Origin of the sequence: Kibdelosporangium aridum (assembly GCF_900176515.1) — a bacterium.
Lineage (GTDB): Bacteria > Actinomycetota > Actinomycetes > Mycobacteriales > Pseudonocardiaceae > Kibdelosporangium > Kibdelosporangium aridum.
In genome coordinates, this window is record NZ_FWXV01000014.1 from 130219 (window position 1) to 147907 (window position 17689).

Annotated in this window: 16 protein-coding genes; 7 read left to right on the plus strand and 9 right to left on the minus strand. The window is 63.8% G+C overall.

All coding sequences use genetic code 11. The features are described 5' to 3' along the window. Positions 1-229 precede the first annotated feature (229 nt). Together B9C43_RS49125 and B9C43_RS49130 are read right to left on the minus strand one after the other, a co-directional pair. Entirely contained in the window at positions 230-1339 is a 1110-nt protein-coding gene (locus B9C43_RS49125; RefSeq protein WP_235039284.1) for a glycosyltransferase, read from the minus strand. A gap of 546 nt (positions 1340-1885) precedes the next feature. After that, complete coding sequence (locus tag B9C43_RS49130) at positions 1886-2617, minus strand: hypothetical protein (RefSeq protein ID WP_235039285.1); 732 nt, start codon at positions 2615-2617, stop codon at positions 1886-1888. A gap of 744 nt (positions 2618-3361) precedes the next feature. Here B9C43_RS49130 and B9C43_RS49135 point away from each other — a divergent pair. From B9C43_RS49135 to B9C43_RS49150, 4 genes are all read left to right on the plus strand, one after another. Continuing rightward, positions 3362-4090, plus strand: a complete 729-nt coding sequence (locus B9C43_RS49135) for a lysophospholipid acyltransferase family protein (protein ID WP_084434186.1) — start codon at positions 3362-3364, stop codon at positions 4088-4090. Positions 4091-4176: 86 nt separating this feature from the next. Beyond that, positions 4177-5118 (plus strand): radical SAM protein, encoded by a 942-nt coding sequence (locus tag B9C43_RS49140; RefSeq protein WP_200826050.1) that lies wholly within the window; start codon positions 4177-4179, stop codon positions 5116-5118. A gap of 53 nt (positions 5119-5171) precedes the next feature. Continuing rightward, positions 5172-6407 carry a class I SAM-dependent methyltransferase gene (locus B9C43_RS49145; protein WP_084434188.1) on the plus strand — a complete coding sequence of 412 codons (1236 nt, stop codon included), beginning with the start codon at positions 5172-5174 and terminating at the stop codon, positions 6405-6407. Positions 6408-6480: 73 nt separating this feature from the next. After that, positions 6481-6693, plus strand: coding sequence for a hypothetical protein (locus B9C43_RS49150; RefSeq protein ID WP_143447136.1), 213 nt, complete (start codon positions 6481-6483; stop codon positions 6691-6693). A gap of 418 nt (positions 6694-7111) precedes the next feature. Here the strand turns inward: B9C43_RS49150 and B9C43_RS49155 are convergent, their stop codons facing one another. Together B9C43_RS49155 and B9C43_RS49160 are read right to left on the minus strand one after the other, a co-directional pair. Beyond that, on the minus strand, positions 7112-7294 hold the full coding sequence (locus B9C43_RS49155; RefSeq protein WP_084434190.1) for a hypothetical protein: 183 nt from the start codon (positions 7292-7294) through the stop codon (positions 7112-7114). Positions 7295-7789: 495 nt separating this feature from the next. Next, a complete protein-coding gene (locus B9C43_RS49160; RefSeq protein WP_084434191.1) occupies positions 7790-8668 on the minus strand; it encodes a helix-turn-helix domain-containing protein in 879 nt (292 codons plus the stop codon). 102 nt (positions 8669-8770) lie between these two features. On the opposite strand from B9C43_RS49160, the gene B9C43_RS49165 reads away from it, so the two are divergent. Then, positions 8771-9466 (plus strand): SDR family NAD(P)-dependent oxidoreductase, encoded by a 696-nt coding sequence (locus B9C43_RS49165; protein WP_084434192.1) that lies wholly within the window; start codon positions 8771-8773, stop codon positions 9464-9466. 408 nt (positions 9467-9874) lie between these two features. Here B9C43_RS49165 and B9C43_RS49170 read toward each other — a convergent pair whose 3' ends face one another. After that, positions 9875-13528, minus strand: a complete 3654-nt coding sequence (locus B9C43_RS49170; RefSeq protein ID WP_143447137.1) for an nSTAND1 domain-containing NTPase — start codon at positions 13526-13528, stop codon at positions 9875-9877. A gap of 354 nt (positions 13529-13882) precedes the next feature. Here B9C43_RS49170 and B9C43_RS49175 point away from each other — a divergent pair, with 354 nt between their 5' ends. After that, the gene (locus B9C43_RS49175; RefSeq protein WP_143447138.1) at positions 13883-14113 is read left to right on the plus strand and encodes a hypothetical protein; all 231 of its coding nucleotides are present in this window, start codon (positions 13883-13885) and stop codon (positions 14111-14113) included. 19 nt (positions 14114-14132) lie between these two features. Here B9C43_RS49175 and B9C43_RS49180 read toward each other — a convergent pair whose 3' ends face one another. The 4 genes from B9C43_RS49180 to B9C43_RS59140 all read right to left on the minus strand — a co-directional run bounded on the left by B9C43_RS49180 (position 14133) and on the right by B9C43_RS59140 (position 16483). Further along, positions 14133-15041, minus strand: a complete 909-nt coding sequence (locus B9C43_RS49180; protein WP_143447139.1) for an alpha/beta hydrolase — start codon at positions 15039-15041, stop codon at positions 14133-14135. Between the two features lie 722 nt (positions 15042-15763). Beyond that, positions 15764-16291, minus strand: coding sequence for a COG4315 family predicted lipoprotein (locus B9C43_RS49185; protein WP_235039295.1), 528 nt, complete (start codon positions 16289-16291; stop codon positions 15764-15766). Then, positions 16189-16404: a COG4315 family predicted lipoprotein gene (locus B9C43_RS59135; RefSeq protein ID WP_235039286.1), complete on the minus strand. Its 216-nt coding sequence runs from the start codon at positions 16402-16404 to the stop codon at positions 16189-16191. Before B9C43_RS59135 ends, B9C43_RS49185 begins: the two co-directional genes overlap by 103 nt. Then, the gene (locus tag B9C43_RS59140; RefSeq protein ID WP_143447153.1) at positions 16337-16483 is read right to left on the minus strand and encodes a WD40 repeat domain-containing protein; all 147 of its coding nucleotides are present in this window, start codon (positions 16481-16483) and stop codon (positions 16337-16339) included. Before B9C43_RS59140 ends, B9C43_RS59135 begins: the two co-directional genes overlap by 68 nt. Before the next feature lie 220 nt (positions 16484-16703). Between B9C43_RS59140 and B9C43_RS49195 the strand changes: the two genes are divergently transcribed. Further along, entirely contained in the window at positions 16704-17174 is a 471-nt protein-coding gene (locus B9C43_RS49195) for a peptidoglycan-binding domain-containing protein (protein ID WP_084434197.1), read from the plus strand. Positions 17175-17689: the final 515 nt, after the last annotated feature.

A 17689-nucleotide genomic window follows, 5' to 3' on the forward strand; every position in this document is an offset into this window, starting at 1 on the left:
GACTGCCTCCGGGTAAAGTCAGGATAACTGACTGTTCCACACAGTGACCATGCTTGTCCGATCTCGTCAAGGCTGGCCGAACGGTGGCTCGGAACCGAGTGGCCAGCAGGTTGGGACCGTGCTAAGTAAAGTAGGCCGTGCTCCGGCCAGAGCCAGAGACGGTCCGGCTTCGTCTACCGCTTGTTGTGGAAGTTCGCGCAGGCCACGGCAACTTTCTTGTTGGCTTGGCTCACCTCACGGCCTTCCCGGTGACGGGCGACGTGCGCCGGTCCAATACTTGCGTGTAGTGCTCGATCAACTGGTCTCCGGCCGCCGCCCAGGTCCGGGTCACGGCGGACGCCCGCGCGGCTCGGCCGAAGGCGCGCCGCTTCTCCGGTGACGCCACCAGAGCACGAACCCCCGCACATAGGTCCCGCGCGTCGTGAGGGCGGGTCAACAGACCCGTACGCCCGTGGTCGACAAGATCGAGCGGACCTCCGGACGCCGGCGCGATCACCGGCAGACCGCTCGCCATCGCCTCCTGGATGGTCATGCCGAAGGTCTCCAGTGGACCGGTATGGGCGAAGACATCGAGTGAGGCGTACACACGAGCCAGGTCATTGCCGACCAACCGACCCAGAAAAACAGCTCCGGGCAATGCTTTCCGCAGCGGACGAGCGCTCGGCCCATCACCCACCACGACCACACGAACCCCCGGCAGCTCGCAAACCCCGCGCAACAAGTTGACGTGCTTCTCCGGCGCCAGCCGACCGACGTAGCCGATGAGTACCGTCCCCTCCGGGGCCAGTTGGCGGCGTAGCTCCTCATCCCGGCGGTTCGGATGGAACCGAACCGAGTCCACTCCGTACCGGAGCATGTGCACACGCGGAATTCCATGCGCCGCCAAGGCATGCCCCGACGCGGACGACAACGCCAGGGTGCGGTCGACTATCGTGTGCACGGACCGCAACCGCTGCCACGCCAAGTAACTTCCGCCAGGCATCATCGGCAGATACGTGCGGATGTACTCGGCCATCTCTGTCTCGTAGACAGCAAGGACGGGCACGCCCAGCCGCCGAGCCGCCGCAGCCCCACGGAGCCCGAGAAAAAACGGGCTGGACAAGTGCACAATGTCCGGCCGGTGCGCGGCAAGGGCTGCCGTGAGGCCACGCCCCGGCAGCGCAACACGAACGTCGGCGTAGCCCGGTAAGGAGACCGCCGGAACACGGACAACAGAACAGAAATCAGGATCGGGCTGCCTCATCCGGCGGGCGGCGGACGGGGCGATGACGAGCGGAACGTGACCCCGGCGAGTGAGCTGGTCGGCCAGTTGAGCGGTGGCGTGGGCAACGCCATTCACCTGTGGTGGGTAGGACTCTGTCACAATCGCGACGCGTAACCGCGGCTCACCGCTGCCGATCTGCACAAGTCACTGTAACTTGCCGTGGTTGAAAACCGCTGTCCACCGGACGGCGAGTACCTGTCAGGGCAGGCACTTACGGCGATCTCGGCTATCGCGCCAAGCTCTATCCTAGGCGCCCCTGGGATTCTCCGCGGCTTCGTGGTGCTAACGCTGTATCCGCCCGGCCAGGCGAGCATGCGGTCTTCCGCCGGGAAGTTCGCGGTCTCTAATGTAGACATAGAGTCGTCCAGGTGTGCGAGAGTTCGGCCGCCGGACAGGTCGATGACTCGTACGGTCCTATTTAGACAAGCGCTCTGGCCGCATCACCGACATCGAGGACGACAATCACGACGCCTGGGCACTAGTTCTCGGCCGCACATAGTCCACAACCAGCAACGCTACGGCGAACTCGCAGAGGCTGGCAGACTCTTCAAGGTGCCCCGTGATCGACCCAGGACACTCAGAATGCCAGCCTCTACCAACCCGGTGCGAACAAGAGCGAGATCAGATGCCTGGCGGGTAAGGGGTGGAACGGAAATCCTGATCGAGCTTGTTGACCGACTTGGGCAGCCACTGTGCGGCGAGCCGGTTGACCTGCGCCATCGGCAGACCAGGGTTCGGCGAGCGATGGTTGGGTTTGGCGATGGACTGCAGTGCCCACGCGAACCCCACCAATGGACTGATCCTCACCCACCTTGCCGTGTCGATGCCGAGAAGCATCATGGCCCGCTGGATGGCATACCACACGTGGTAACCGATTGGCGGGTCACCGTCCATTGTGTGCACTTCGGCCTCGAAATCGGTCCTGCGCGGGTCGAACAACACGCCCTGACCGAAGTACGCGTAGGCGTCGACGATCTCTCGACTGTATGGCCGGTAATATTTGTCCATGACACTGAGCTGGACACCAGAGATGACCTGGAGCGGCTCCCGGATCGGTGTGACGTAGTCGGTATAGGTATGTGGATATCCGGGAGAAGCGATGGCTTCCAGCCACCTGTTCAGCAGTGTGAAGGTGAAGAAGTCCGGTCCGCCAGTGTAATTGTTGATGGCATCGTAGGCCGCAAGCATCTCCGGTGAGGCGTCGAACAATGCGACGTTGTCGAACTCGTACCAGAACTCGTTGGCTTTCCGATCGCCTAGCATATTGGGAACATCTGGGAACGTGGGGTCGGCGAACGCGACGTTCGGCAGGAACATGCCGGTTGCGAGCGATGCTGCCGAAACACGCAGCAACGTGCGTCGATCCATAGTAGGACTCCTTCGGTGTTCAGTGGATTGCCTTCAACCAACACGGTGTGCTGGTCTCGTCGTACACATCGCGGTGGTGCTGTGATCATTGACAACCGGGGCGCCGATTGATGACTCCGGGATGGCATGTCTCAACGTGCAACGCTATGGCTCACTGCGACGCTGATATCCATATATACATCCAAGTTCGGTCAGAGTTGCAGCGACGCAATGGCTGGTTCTGGCCACAGCGCGAGCGTAATCCACAAGGTTGACGACCTCGATCGCCCGCACGACCAAGTGCAGCGCCCCGCGTTCTCGCAGGAGTCTCTCGTAGTCCCCTTCAAATGGCGTCCATCGTGAGCGCTGACAGCCTGTATTTCGCAACGATTTTGGCTTTCGAGAGTGGCGAACGGCGCTGTCGACCTTCCAGCGATTCCGCACACCCACGGGCAAACACGTGTTGACTACATCGCCAGTGGCCGGTATGGACCGTGCTCCTGTAGGGACCGGTTGTCCCGTAAGGCTCTCATCGCGTTGGCGGAAACCAGCCACTTGAGTCGAAGGAGGTCGGGAGTATGTCAACATATTTGATACCAAAGGCCTTTCGTGGTGGCGTCAAGGCACTTCCAGCTCACGCCGAAGGCGCGTCATGGGACCACTACGTTCCGGTGGATCGGTTGCAAAATTGTTCTGGCCTTGGCCGAGGTGGTCGGATGCGTTGTGGTGGCTCAGCCGAGAGAAGGTACGATGATCTTGGTATCCGCGATTTTCTGGTCGGTCATCGTGCTGACATGCCCTGTGTTCTTCGCTGGGGCAGTGCTCGTGTGGCTGGTGACCGCCCCATTCGATCGTCGTCGCTCGGCACTCCATCTTTACACCTGCGCATGGGCCGTCTGCTATGTACGGCTCAATCCGCTATGGCGGTTGCGAACCTCAGGGCGGGAACTATTGCCCTGGCACGGGGGCGCGATTTTGGCGGCGAACCACGCGTCCACATTCGACATCATCGTGTTGTTCGATCTGTTCCGTCCGTTCAAGTGGGTATCCAAGGCTGAGATGTTCCGCATTCCTTTCATCGGTTGGAACATGCGGCTCAACGGCTACATGTCCCTGGTCAGAGGTGACAGGGCGTCAGTACGCCGCGTGATGGCGCGCTGTGATGAGCTGCTTGATGCGGGCAGCCCGGTGATGTTCTTCCCGGAAGGCCGGCGAAGCGAAGACGGAACGTTGCAGCCGTTCAAAGACGGTGCGTTCGATCTTGCGATACGCCATCAGGTACCGCTCTATCCGATCGCCGTCCACGGCACTCGGAAAGCGCTGCCTAAGCACGGGTTCATCCTGCGCCACAACGTCGACGTTCGTGTCGAAGTACTTTCGCCTCTGTCGCCGACCGACTTCGCTGACGTGGCAAGTCTCCGAGAGGAAACTCGCCGACGTATCGCGGCCGCACTGGCCGAGAACGGGAATGCCTCATGAGCTCCCGAACTCCGCAGACACCTGTGGTCACTACACAGCAGCGAGTTCGTGCCGACCTGGATCGGAGACGGCGCTGGATCACCAATGTGGGACGAGGCCTGCTCGACACCACCCACCCCATCCTCGTGCACCTGATTCCAGTCCGTCGCTGCAATCTCGCGTGTCGCTACTGCAATGAGTACGACAAGATCTCGGCTCCGGTTCCGGCTGATGTGATGAAGCGACGTATCGACGAGGTCGCCCGGCTGGGGTCGTTCTCTGTCGGCTTCAGCGGGGGCGAGCCGATGTTGCACCCTACCTTGGACGGCCTGATCCGGCATGTACGTGACCGCGGCATGATGGCCGGTCTCATCACCAACGGATACCGACTCAATCCCAGGCGCATCGATGCGTTGAACTCGGCCGGTCTGGACTACCTGCAAATCAGCATTGACAACATCGATCCAGACGAGACATCGAGCAAGTCGCTGCGGGTGCTCGACCGTCGTCTGGAGTGGCTGCGCACGCACGCGACGTTCGACGTCAACATCAACTCTGTGTTGGGAGCAGGCGTCCGGAATTCCGAAGACGCGTACGCCATCACGGTCCGTGCACGCGAACTCGGTTTCTCCACCTCGGTCGGCATCATTCACGACAACACTGGTGCACTCCGGCCGTTGTCCGCGGCGGATCAGGAGGTCTACCGCAGAATTCGGCGACTTTCCGGGGGTATTCCTGCGTTCCTTGGTAACGCCTTCAACTCGGGAGCCTTCCAGGATAACCTCGCGGCCGGACGACCCAACGCCTGGCGGTGCCGCGCCGGAGCTCGCTACCTGTACGTCGACGAGGACGGCATCGTGAGCTATTGCCCGCAGCAGCGCGGAAAATCGGGAATCCCGATCGACCAGTACACAAAGGACATGGTGCGCCAGCAGTTTCGGACGCCAAAGCCTTGCGCACCGCTGTGCACTGTTACCTGCGTCCATCGTGTGTCCGCCCCTGACCGCTGGCGCGGTGCCCAAACGTCCACCAACCACGTCCCTTCGTAGCGCAACGGGTGCTCAACCGCGCGTCACTGTCCTCGTGAGTCTGGAGATGAACTATGAACACCTCGGGACTGGTTTCCGCTGCGGACAGGACCAGGCGGTTGTTGGAAGGACTGCTGCGCCGCCCGCTGCCACTGCGTCTGCGAGCCTGGGACGGGTCCGAGGCCGGTCCACTCGGCGGACCGACCCTCGTGGTCAGCAACCGGCGCGCGCTGCGCCGTCTTCTGTGGAACCCCGGTGAACTAGGCCTGGCCAGGGCCTATGTGTCCGGCGACATAGGGGTGGACGGTGACCTGTACGAGGCATTGGAAGCCTTGTCGTCCTTGATCTGGGAGCCGCTCCCGGTGCGCGGAAAGGAGATTCGCGCGGCGATCGGCAGTTTGCTGAGGCTGGGGGTGATAGGTCCTCCACCGCCGCCGCCGAAGGAAGAGATCACCGTGTCTGGCGCTCGGCACAGCAAGGCACGCGATCGGCAAGCGGTGAGCCACCACTACGATGTCGGAAACGATTTCTATCGGCTGGTCCTGGGGCCGACCATGGTTTATTCCTGTGCTCTCTGGACGTCCGGCGAAGCCCCGGGATACGGGCTCGACACAGCACAGCAGGACAAGCTCGCCCTGATCTGCCGCAAGCTGGAACTCAAGCCAGGGCAACTCTTCTTGGACGTGGGATGTGGCTGGGGCGGCCTGGCCACCCACGCGGCTCGACACCACGGAGTCAGAGTCGTGGGAGTCACGATCTCCGAGACCCAGGCGGAGTACGCGCGCAAGCAGGTCGCGGAGGCCGGTCTCAGCGACGTGGTTGAAATCCGTCACCAGGACTACCGGGATTTGCGGGTCGACGCTGTGGACGCGATCGCCAGTGTCGGGATGGGCGAGCATGTCGGCCGCGAACACTACGCCGACTACGCCCGCACTCTCCATGGTTTGCTCAAGCCAGGTGGAAGGCTGCTCAACCAGCAGATCGCCTCCTTGTGGTCGGTCTCCAGAGGCTCTCGCCGGACGTTCATCGACGCATACGTGTTTCCCGACGGGGAACTGGATCGGGTCGGTGTAACAGTCGCACGGTTCGAGGACGCGGGGTTCGAAGTGCGCAGTGTGGAAGCGATGCGTGAGCACTATGGGCCAACTCTGCGCGCCTGGGTGCGAAATCTGCAGGACGACTGGGACCGTGCCGTCGCACTGACGAGTCCTGGACGCGCCCGAGTTTGGCTGCTGTACATGGCGGCCTGCGCTCTGGGGTTCGAACGGCGGCAGTTCGGAGTCAACCAAATCCTGGCGGTGCGCGCTTGACATACCGCCAAGGCGAATGCCGGTCCGTCACACAACCGCCTTGGACCCCAAGGGAAGAGGGGCGAAACATACCATGCCGCATAAGCGAAAGATCATGATCGTCTGCGCCAATCTGCACAGCGATCGTGTCGCACAGCGCCTAAGTTCGGATGCCGAGCTGTCGCAGTTCGCCAGAAAGGTGTACAAGGATCCCGCTGCCGTCATTGGCAGGCGAGAAATCGCCCTGAAGGACGCCGGCGGTGTCCTAAAAGGACATGGCGGCAAGGTGCTACCAAGTCTGATCTAAATCGGCAACAACTACCGCGTACTCAGTCTTTCTCGTCGAAGCTCGGACGATCCCGGCCGCAACTACATCGGTGGGCAGGACGTACTTGATCCGCAGTACACCTGTTATCCCGGCGACATATCCGGGCAGGACCGCCGCCGGTTCTTCGACGCGACCCCCTTAACGTTGCGGCAAGGTGCGGACTTCTCCCGCCAGCATGTCCACAAAGGACTATCGCCTGCAAGAACAGAGAATCCCTGCACAACACAGGTCCATTGAAGTCAGTTCACCCGCAACTCAATCGCCTAAAGCAGAACGAACTCTCCCAATTTTCTCCCACTCCCGCACCCGGCCGGCGACGCGAGCATCCACCACCAAAGCCAGAACCCCGCAAGCAGCCAACAGCTCCAGACAAGGTAGACAGTCCTCGCGCCTCCGCTCAGAGATTGTCGATCTCCTCGTCGAGCACGTCGCGCCAGCCGGACGGGAACACGGCAGGGTCGAAGGCATTGTCGAGGATGGCGAACAGGTCGAAGTCTTGGTCGATGTCGTCGAAGGGCCGCACCGCACAGACGTTGTCCAGCAGGCGTTTGAGCGGAGCACTGCCGCGCAGGTCCTCCATAGCAGGGACTGCAACACCTCATGTCGGGACTGCGCACCGAACAGGAGCCTCAACGCTTGACGCATCACATCGCCCGGGTCGAATGGGCCGTCGGTCTCCGGCAGCCACACGCGTACTCCATACCGATCGAAGGCCGGCAACAACTGCAGTAAGTTGTTGCCGTAAACGCCGCCCGAACTCCCCCACCACGATCGCGTCGAACTTCGGACAGGATTCCGCACAGCTCGCAGGAGCGTCGCAGCCTCAGGACAGATATTCCTCAGTGGAGGTCCGGCCATAGAACGCAAACGACGAACCGCGCCGCCACCTCGGTCTCACTCTTCTCCGAACAGATCCCGGACCACTGACGGCTGCGGTCACACCGCGTTCACCATCGACCGCGACGGCCAACGTCCGTGGTGACCACGTTCGTGGCCGGATCCGGCAACCCGCTAACCACGGCGTCGTCACAGGTCTCGCCGAGATGGCCTCGACAGGGTCCGGCCGGCCCGACTGTCACGGCGTGGAGAACAGACCGGGCTCTGGGGGCGAGGAGCCGTCGGCGCAGACCCCGTTCGTGACCCGCAGGAACTCCAGTTTTTCCGCATCGGCGGAACCCGCGGCCACCGTGTAGACGACGAGCCGGATGTCGCAGCCCGGGACGGTGAGCACGTCGCAGTCGCACCTCACCTCGCCGACCTGGGGATGCATGATGACCTTGCGGGTCGAGACGTGCGGGCCGACCGCGCCCTCGTCCCACAGCCGAGCGAACTCCGCACTGGTGGAACGTAGTTCCGCGACAAGGTCGTTCAGTCCACGGTCACGGGGGTAGTTGACGAGAGCTGTACGCAGATCGGCGACGAGGGCCGGGTTGAGGGCGTCGTTGTCCGGAAGCACGGGCCAGGCCACGAGCCCTCTGGGCCCCGCGGCGAAGACCGCCCGCACCAGGTTCCGCTCGGCATGCTTCCGTGCGCTGGGGTCGCCCATCAGCACCGCCCATGCGGGAGTCCAGGACAGCAAGGTCCAGTCGGCACTGAATACACCCACAGGGAACTCCCCGAGGCGGGCCAGCATCCGTTGAACGCCGGCCGGAACATGCGTTGAGATCGCCCCCTCCTGCGGCGGAAGGAGGCCGGCCAGCCGGTAGGCGTAATCGCGCTCCAGGGGTTCCAGTTGCAGTGCCCTGGCCAGACTCGCGACGACCTGCGCCGAAGGGTTCGTGGCACGCCCCTGCTCCAGCCGCACCACGTAGTCGACCGACAGCCCCGCGAGCTCGGCCAACTCCTCGCGTCGCAATCCCACCGCACGTCGTCCGGGCCGCGAAGGCCGCCCGACATCGATGGGGGAAAGCCGGTCGCGCCAGCGGCGTAATGCCGTTCCCAGGGTCTCCTCCACTCGACCATTGTGTCCGCTGGACAGCCGATCTGCCTGGTACTGGCAGTCCTACCGTCGCGGAGGGCACTGGTTGTCCTCTCGCCGCCGGCCAAGAGTGGACATATGACGACGACGTTCATCACAGGAGCCAACAAATCCCTCGGGTACGAGACCGCCCGCCGATTGATCGAGGCCGGCCACACCGTCCTCGTCGGCGCTCGCGATCCAGAGCGCGGCCAGGCAGCCGCCGACGTACTCGGTGCCCGTTTCATCCAGATCGACGTGACTGACGACGCGTCGGTGGCTGCGGCCGCCGCCGACGTCGCGGCTCGTGAAGGTGCCATCGACGTCCTCATCAACAACGCAGGTGTTTTCGGGACGCACAACCCCGCAGACCGGATCACGGCCGCCGACGCCAGCGCGGTGTTCGAGGTCAACGTCGTGGGGATCGTCCGGGTGACGCACGCGTTCCTGCCTCTGCTGCGTAAGTCCGCGAGCCCGGTCATCGTCAACGTATCGAGCGGCATGGGGTCATTCGCGGCGACCCACGACGCCGCGCGCGTCGAGTCGAGGGTCGTCGCGCCGCTCTACACAGCGTCGAAGGCTGCTGTGACCATGCTGACGACGCAATACGCGAAGTCCTGGCCGGACGTGAAGGTGAACGCGGCCGACCCGGGCTATACGGCGACCGACTTCAACGGGCACAGCGGCCCGCAGACAGTGACCGAGGGGACCGACGCGATCGTCGAACTCGCCACCATCGGTGCGGACGGACCGACCGGAACCTTCCGCGACCGTCATGGTGCGATGGCCTGGTGATCCACCACTGAGTCCGGGGCGTGTCCGGCACCGAGCTGAGCGCCACTTGCACTCGTCCGTCCGCACCAGGACCAGTCGCCGACCAGAAGATTACAAGTGCACCGGCCACTGTGGAGTCCCGTCCCTGCTGGTTCCAGTCTCGGGCTCCGCAAGCACGGCCTTGCGCCTCGTAGGACGTGATCGCCGGTGGATCAAGCAGGCGCTGAAGAGCCAGGTTGTCCAGGTCCTTGCCTTGTCGTGGCGTGACTACGGCAAAAGACCTTCAGCGGTACGTGCATCGGCGCGAGGACGGGCAGGCGGGCCACGATCTCCTCCATCGCCGCGTGGATCTCCGCTGGCTGATCGCCCTCAGCGGATGTGCTTGTCGCGGCACGCTCGCCATGAGTATTCAGGGTTAGGCAGGACGGTTTATGTGAGGCCTGGTTCGTGCAGGTAGATGCGGCGTTCGTCGGCGTTGAGGGGGCGGGTGACGCGTGCGTCCGCGATGGCTCGGACCTGGTTGATCGGGCCGCAGGCTTCGCAGCGGGTCAGTCGGATGGTGCCGTCGCCGTGGGCGGTGACGAGAGTTTCGTCGGGACCGAACCTGGCCTCTTCGACGAAGGCGCCGTGGCCGCGGAGTGCGAGGAGTTCTTCTCCGGTGGTGGTGTCCCATATCCGTTCGCTGCTGTCATGTCCGGCGCTGACGAGCTGTTGGCCGTCGGCACGGAATGCCACGCTCCAGACCGGTCCTCGGTGTCCGCGGAAGATTCGGGGCTGCTCTTTTCTGTTGGTGTGCCAGATCCGGATGTTGCCGTCGCCGCCGCCGGTGGCGATCGTCCGGCCGTCAGGCGAAAAGGTGGCGGTCCAGACCAGGCCGGGGCTCCCTGTCAGCACAAGGGGGTCTCCGTGGCCGTTGGCGTTCCAGATTCGCACGGTGGTGTCTTGGCTTGTGCTGGCGATTTGTGTGCTGTCAGGGCTGAACGCGATGCCTCTGATGGACGCTTCGTGCCCTTCGAGTTCGATGGGAGCGCCCATACCGTGGATGTCCCAGATCCGCACGGTCTCGTCGGCGCCGCCGCTGGCCACGCGTCGCCCGTCAGGGCTGAACGCCACGCTCCAGACAGTCTTCGTGTTGCCGTGCAGAACGGCGATGGGGGCGCCGGTGTTGGTGTCCCAGACACGTACGGTTCGATCGCGTGAGGCACTTGCCACTCGGCTGCCGTCCGCGGTCAATGTCACCGAGAGAACCTCGTTGCCATGGCCGGTCAGCACCAACGGGTCCTGTCGCATCTTTCCCCGCCATACGCGGACTGTGTGGTCGGCGCCGCCGCTGGCGATGGTGTTTCCATCGGCGCTGACTGCCACGCTCCACGCGGCTCCGCTGTGACCGTCGAGCACCTGAGGGTTGCCGGGGTAGGTTGGATCCCAGAGCCGGAGCGTGCCGTCACCGCTGCCGCTGAGCAGCCGCCGGCCGTCCGGGCTGAACGCGACGCTCCACACTGGTCCGTGATGACCGTGGAGCAGCATGGGGTCTTCTCCGTCGCCCTTGGTTGTGTTCCACACTCGGATGGTGTCGCTTCCGCTGTGGCCGCTGGCGATCCTTCTTCCGTCAGGGCTGAAGGCCACGGTCTCGACGGTTCCATCGTCGGCGCGTAGGACCAGCGGTGGTTCGCTTCCAGTCGTGGGCCAGATCCGGACTGTCTGGTCGGCGCTCGCGCTGGCCAGCAGGCGCCCGTCGGGGCTGTAGGCAACGTTCCAGACGGTGTTCTCGTGGCCACTCAACACCGCAGGTGGGGCGGTCGTGGCCAGATTCCAGACCTTGACCGGCGCGTCGCCGGCAGCGGCGAGATGAACGCCGTCCGGGCTGAAAGCCACCGCCCGAGCAGGCCCTCCATCAAGAGACAGGACACGGACAGGTTGCGGGCTGCCGTTCGTCCGATCCCAGACCCGGACGGTGCCGTCGTCGCCGGCGCCGGCAACCAGCCTTCCGTCAGGGCTGAACGCGACGGCGGACACCTCTCCGCCATGGCCGCGCAGCACGATTGGTGACATGTCGGTGGTCAGATCCCACACGGTCACGACACCGTCGACCCCGGAGGCGACGAGATAGCGGCTGTCCGCGCTGAACACCGGGATTCTGACGTAGCCCGTGTGATCACGCAGCACGCGAGGTTCCCCGGCGAACTCGTCCGAGCCACGCATCGTCCAGACCCGGACCGTGCCGTCAGCGCCGCTACTGGCCACTCGCCGGCCATCCGGGCTGTAAGCGACCCCGAATACCTGTTGTTGTCCCGAGACGACTCTCGCTCGCATCCGGGAGTCGATCACGGCCTGCCGGAGTACAGCGGCGGCCTCAGCGGTCGGTTTGGTGTCATAGGCTGCCCTGGCCAGCAGCAGGGCGAGTTCTTGGTCGACCTGCAGCTGGTCGCGTGCGTTGGCCACCAACTGGTGCGACAGGGCACGTTCACGCTCGTCGTTGGCTCGATTCGCCTCCCGGAACGCGAGAACCGTGATCAGGCTCATGACTGTCACCCCGACGGCCATGCTGATCAGGGCCAGCCGCGTGCGTCGCTGACGTGACCGCGTCTCTAGGGCTTGCCGTTCTCGGCTGGCCGTCAGGAACTCGTTCTCGAGGGAGTTGAGCCGGTCGATGGCCTGTCCGTCCCATGCTGCCAGCCGCGCACCCCGGTACAACGTGTCGGGATCGCGGCGGTGTGCGGACCAGATCCTGCTGTCCTCGGTGAGTTGCCGATGTCGGCGCAGCACTTCCCGGTCCTCGGCCAACCAGTGGCGAAGGCGCGGCCAGGCCTCGATCAACGTCTCGTGCGCGATCTCGACCGTGGACCGGCCCAGCACGACCAGCCGAGCATCAGCGAGCCCACGCAGAATCTCGTCGCTGCTCGGGAAGTCCAGCTCAGCTCGATCCACGCGTCGCCGAGTGTCCTTCACTCCTTCTTCGCCCAACGTGACCAAGCGCACCATGATCTCGCGAACGGAGTTCTGCTGCTCGACCGTGAGCGCCTGGTACCAGGCCTCCGCTGTCTGCGAGATGGCCCCGGAGACACCACCTGCCGCCTCGTAACCGGCAGCAGTGAGAACAGTGCCGCGTCGCTGCCGCCACGTCTCGAGCAAAGCATGTGACACCAGGGGCAACGCACCCGGTTGCCCGGCCGCCTCGGCCATGATCTTGGTGACCAGTGCCCGTTCCACACTCAAGCCGACCCGGCGTGCCGGTTCGGTGATGACCTCCCGCAGCTCGTCCTCGCTCAACGTCTCGACCGGCACGCTGGCGTCGGCCAGCAGCGGCGCCAACCCCCGCAGTTCGATGCAGTACGCGTAGAAGTCGGCACGTACCCCGATCACGACCCGCGTCCTCGCGCCCGGCTCCCGAGCATGTTCCGCGAGCGCGGCAACGAACCGTACCCTTTCCTCCCCGTCCGTACAGAGCGTGAACAGTTCCTCGAACTGGTCGACGACCAGCAGAACCTCTCGTCCCGGCGGCACGCGGTCCAACGCAAGCCGCAGATTTTCCATGGGGCGAGAACCTGGCGTGATCAGAGCCGGGAAGAAGCAAGGTCCCTCCAGCGGATGAATGCCCTTCTCATGGTCGGCGCATTGCGAGCGGTCGCTGCTGAGTGCCGGGATCAGGCCGGCGCTCAGTATTGACGACTTGCCACTGCCCGAGACGCCGAACAACGCCACGAAACGTTTGTCGCCGCAGCTCGACACCAACTGGGCCACTACCCTCTGACGCCCAAAGAAAAGCGAGGAATCCTCGACGCCGTACGCCGCCAGTCCTTGATACGGCGACTTCTCGCTTGATTGACGCTGGTCAGTGGCCGCAGCTTCGCTCGAACGTGCCTTCTCGGTCGCGGCGTGCCGCCAGCGTCGCTCCCACTCGGCCGTATCGCCATCACAGGCCCGGACGAAGGCCAACGTCACCATCAGGCTTGGTAACTGCCGACCGCCCGCCGCATTCGCCAACGAAGCCGCGGAGTAACCAGCCCGGACGGCCAACTCCCGGTACCCCGGGTTGCCGGCCCGGCGCCGCAACTCACGTAGACCCGCAGCCAACTCCTCCACCGGACCCGCAGCAGGATCCAAAGGCCGTTCAGGGCGCGGCACAATCCCCCCAGAGGTGTGCATAGCCAACCAACGTCAATAAATCGTTGACGATCACGCGTGCGTTACTCAACTCGTAAGCACCCTCCACCAGGCTCGTACCTCCGGTGAGCACTGTGCAGACCGCGCACGATCCAAGCCAGGACGGCAAAACGGTTCCCTGGCCGCAAATCGGCCGACGCTGATCGACTCCATGGTGACTGCTTCCCCACTGCCGCAACCGATGCACAGGCATGCAGTCATCAGCTATCAGGCGTCAGTAAAACTAACTGATGATCACGGTCCTTGTCCATGTGCTGGCGAACCTTTGCCTCCATGTTCAGTGCTGGCGGGTCGGGCGTCGACTTCGTCCTCAGAACGAAGGACTACTTCAGCGAGGACATCGAGTCGCGCTTCGACATCGTCAGCCGGGACCCACGCGGTGTCGCCCGTAGTGAGCCGGTGATGTGTTCGCGGGAACTGCGGGAGAACGGTCCGACGACCTACTGCACGGCAAAGACGTGGACAAGCTCTGGCGCCGAGCGCTGCAAAGGGGGCGGGCCTTGAAGACAAGTGACGCCGCAAGTCATCCCGGTATATGCGTGCGGAAATGGTCGGCGATCCGGGTGAGTGATTCTCTCGCCTGGGGCAGGAACGAGCCGAAGTGCTGCCAGATGTGCGGTGCGCCATCCGTCACGACGATGCGCACGTCGACTCCGGCTGAGCGAGCGTGTTGATAGAGCCGGCGGGAGTCATCAAGCAGAACTTCCTCCGAGCCGACCTCGATCAGCAGTGGCGGCAACCCGGACAGGTCTGCGAACAACGGTGAGGCCAGCGGTGTGGTGGGATCGTGTTCGCCGAGGTACCGCCGGGCGAACTCCGCGAGCGCCTCCTTCGAGACGAACGGGTCGCGAGCCGAACGTTCCTTTAAGGACGATCCGGAAAGACTCATGTCGGTCCACGGCGATACCGTCACCGCAGCCGCAGGCAGCGCGACGTCCAACTCTCGCAGCCGCACCAAAAGTGCCAACGTCAGACCACCGCCGGCGGAGTCACCACCTACACCGATGCGATGAGCGGAGACTCCTGTGGCAAGCAACTTCCGGTACGCATCGACGACAGCGTCGACGGCAGCGGGAAAAGGGTGTTCAGGGGCCAGTGGGTAGTCCAGCAGATGCACGACCGCGTGCGCGCCGGTGGCGAGCCGGCTGGCGATCTCCCGGTGGTTGTGCGCGGCTCCTTCGCCGTATCCACCTCCGTGGAAGTACAGGACCACCCGGTTTGGCTGACTGGCGGGCGTAGTCACGGTCAGCCCATCGAATCCTTGTGCTGGAGCAACGTCGGTGCCCTCAGGGACTGGGAACTGCTCGCTCCAGCGACGGTATGCGTCACGGTGCCGTACGTATTCAGGGCGGCCGTCCAGTGGTGGCATGAAATCGCCCATCAAGGTCAGCAACTTATGGGCTTTGCGCAGGTCGGGAGTCAACTCCGGCATCACACGAAACTCCTCACGGCATCACGACAACAGGCTTGATGAGTTCCCGACTTCTATGTCGGCGGCGGCACGTTCTGCGTCCGCGAGCGGGTATGTCTGCACCACCTCACCGACCGGCGTTCGTCCATTTGCCACCAAAGCGGCCAACAGTGGACCAGCACGTCACCAGGCCACAGAATCGGCTACGTTGAAGGGAACCGGCAAGACATAGTCACTAGAACTTACTACTAGACAGTATGCCTTACCACTCGAACGCACAATCCGGATCGATGACTGAACAGGCCAAGGCGGCGACCAGAGCCATCCTCCAACCCGGGTTGCAAACCAAGTTCAGCCATACGCTTGACAGTCATGACCAGTGACTATCTCCCACGCTGGTTCCGGATGCGTAGTGGGTCCACTGTGGCCACGCTCGACCATCGCAGCGAAGATGTCGACTATCGGGCCGCTCGCACTGAGACTGAGCTACCGAGATGAAGCGGCGCCATGGTCAAGTGCGTGGGTAAGCCACGATCAAGGATGCCAGGCCCGACGAGGTCAAGAACGAGCGGCTAGAAGCTTCCGGAGAAGCCGCACGCCAAGACGACGATCAACAGGCACGCCACAAGCAGAAGAAGCAGCGTCGCGCTGGCTGGTGCCTGTGATGATTCTCGGCGTGACCGGAGCTGCCCTGCGATAGGTACCGGGTTCCCGGAGGCGCCCGCCGGTCAATAGCGCAGCCACTACGGAACTGACGCCGTCGACGTTAAACAGAAGGGGCAAGTGCGCGCTTCTGGTGCCACGCCCGAGCGCCGCCCGCGCCCAGGCCTAGGTTCACCAGAGCGGCCCGATATGCGAATGCACGGTCGACGGGTTGGTTTTGCTGCGTCGGGGCCAGCAAAGGCGGCACCGCGGCAGACATGAACGTCGCCCGGATTCCATACAGAGCTGCGGACAGCAGTTCGGGACCATGCGCGAGCAACAGCATTCCCGTGCCGCGTGACGCGAGTCCCGGGCATACCGTCCTGACAAGACTGCTGATCAGAGGGCGAGCTTGCCCCTGGGGCAAGGTCCAGCATCCCCGCGCATTTACCGCCGACGCCCTGACCGAAAGTGTCGCCTGGCTTCTTGTCTTTGTTGAAGCGGTAGACCGGCCAACCACCGACCGTCAGCTGCAGCGAACCGTCATCGCGACGGACCGTTCCGACATCCTGCTTCTGATCCTGGCGATGAAGACCTTGGTGCCGCGCTCGACCGTCACCGGCGGCCAGGTCGCGGCGCACTCGCCGTTGCACACCGATTTCGACGGGTTCGCGTCATCGTCGTCGAACCGGTACAGCGTCAGGCCGATCCCAGACCCGGACGATGCCGTCGTCGCCGGCACCGGCAACCAGCCTTCCGTCAGGGCTGAACGCGACGGCGGACACCTCTCCGCCATGGCCGCGCAGCACGATTGGTGACATGTCGGTGGTCAGATCCCACACGGTCACGACACCGTCGACCCGGCAGGCGGCGAGATCGCGCAATCGGCTCTCGCGTGGAGTTGTTTACGCAGAACATCCCCTACTAGACAACTCGGCGCCCTGTTGTGATGGCGCAGGTGATCGGTGTGAGCCGGGTTCTCAGCGATCTTCGGGTTGCTGATACTCGGTTCCGCCTTCCGAACCTTGAGGGAGGAACAACATGCGCAGACTCATGCAGACTCTTATGGCCTTGGCGGTACCTGCGATGCTGATCACAGGAGCCTCGCCCGCTACGGCAACGGCGGCGCCGGCCGCGGAGGTTCACTGCACCAGCTTCTCCAACGTGAACGTGTCCTGGGCAGGCCCGCAGTACTTCATGCACGTACCGTCCACGAGCTGGGATTCTTACAACTACGACTGTGTTCTGGCACGAGGCGACCGCAACGTGGCCGTGAAGGCCCTGCAGGAGAGCCTGAACGCCTGCTACGGGCAGGGTATCGCAACCGATTCCGACTTCGGCACTGCAACTGAGCGGGCCGTGAGAAACGCCCAGAACGAAATCATCAGAACCTTCGGCAACGTACTGGTCGCCGACGGCCGATTCGGCCCCATCACCAGTTCATGGTTCAAATTCCAAATTTACGACCACTGGAACGGTGGAACCCCCACGGGTAACTGCGCCCATCGCTAGATATTTCAGCCCTGCCCTGCAACGGGTTTGGCGGTCTCCGTACACAGGAGAAGGAGGGGTGGAACATGCGAACGGGGAAATCATGTACAACCTCAGGGCTGTCGGCGTGGTCGTAGCCGCGCTGGCCGCCGTTCTGCTGGCGGGGCAACCAGCCTCCGCCGCACCGGCCCACGGCGTCGCGACGAGTCCGTCCGTGACCACCACGCTGAAGGCCGAAGGCGACGCCGGAGCACGGACCGCGATGGCCGAAAGATCACGCACAGTGACCGCCCCCAATGGGGGTGGGTCACCGCGCCGCTCTGGGTCAACAGCGGCGCGATCCCCACATCGCCACGCTCAACATCCCCTGGACGGCGGCGTACAACCCAGACATTGACTGGGATCCGGTCAAGTCATTCGTCATCGTCCGGAACCTCGACGCCGCAGTCGACCCGGAGATTCTCCGCGACAACAGGTGGCACGGGGCCGAACACGACATCTGGAGTGTCGGCTGGCCGGCCGGGAACTATCGAGCT

Excerpts from the sequence above, each read along its gene's own strand:
- B9C43_RS49145 (WP_084434188.1), top strand. The coding sequence starts at position 5,172 with ATGAACACCTCGGGACTGGTTTCCGCTGCGGACAGGACCAGGCGGTTG.
- B9C43_RS49180 (WP_143447139.1), bottom strand. The coding sequence starts at position 15,041 with ATGCCGGAGTTGACTCCCGACCTGCGCAAAGCCCATAAGTTGCTGACC.
- B9C43_RS49135 (WP_084434186.1), top strand. The coding sequence starts at position 3,362 with ATGATCTTGGTATCCGCGATTTTCTGGTCGGTCATCGTGCTGACATGC.
- B9C43_RS49155 (WP_084434190.1), bottom strand. The coding sequence starts at position 7,294 with ATGGAGGACCTGCGCGGCAGTGCTCCGCTCAAACGCCTGCTGGACAAC.
- B9C43_RS49165 (WP_084434192.1), top strand. The coding sequence starts at position 8,771 with ATGACGACGACGTTCATCACAGGAGCCAACAAATCCCTCGGGTACGAG.
- B9C43_RS49195 (WP_084434197.1), top strand. The coding sequence starts at position 16,704 with ATGCGCAGACTCATGCAGACTCTTATGGCCTTGGCGGTACCTGCGATG.
- B9C43_RS59140 (WP_143447153.1), bottom strand. The coding sequence starts at position 16,483 with ATGTCACCAATCGTGCTGCGCGGCCATGGCGGAGAGGTGTCCGCCGTC.
- B9C43_RS49150 (WP_143447136.1), top strand. The coding sequence starts at position 6,481 with ATGCCGCATAAGCGAAAGATCATGATCGTCTGCGCCAATCTGCACAGC.
- B9C43_RS49175 (WP_143447138.1), top strand. The coding sequence starts at position 13,883 with ATGTTCAGTGCTGGCGGGTCGGGCGTCGACTTCGTCCTCAGAACGAAG.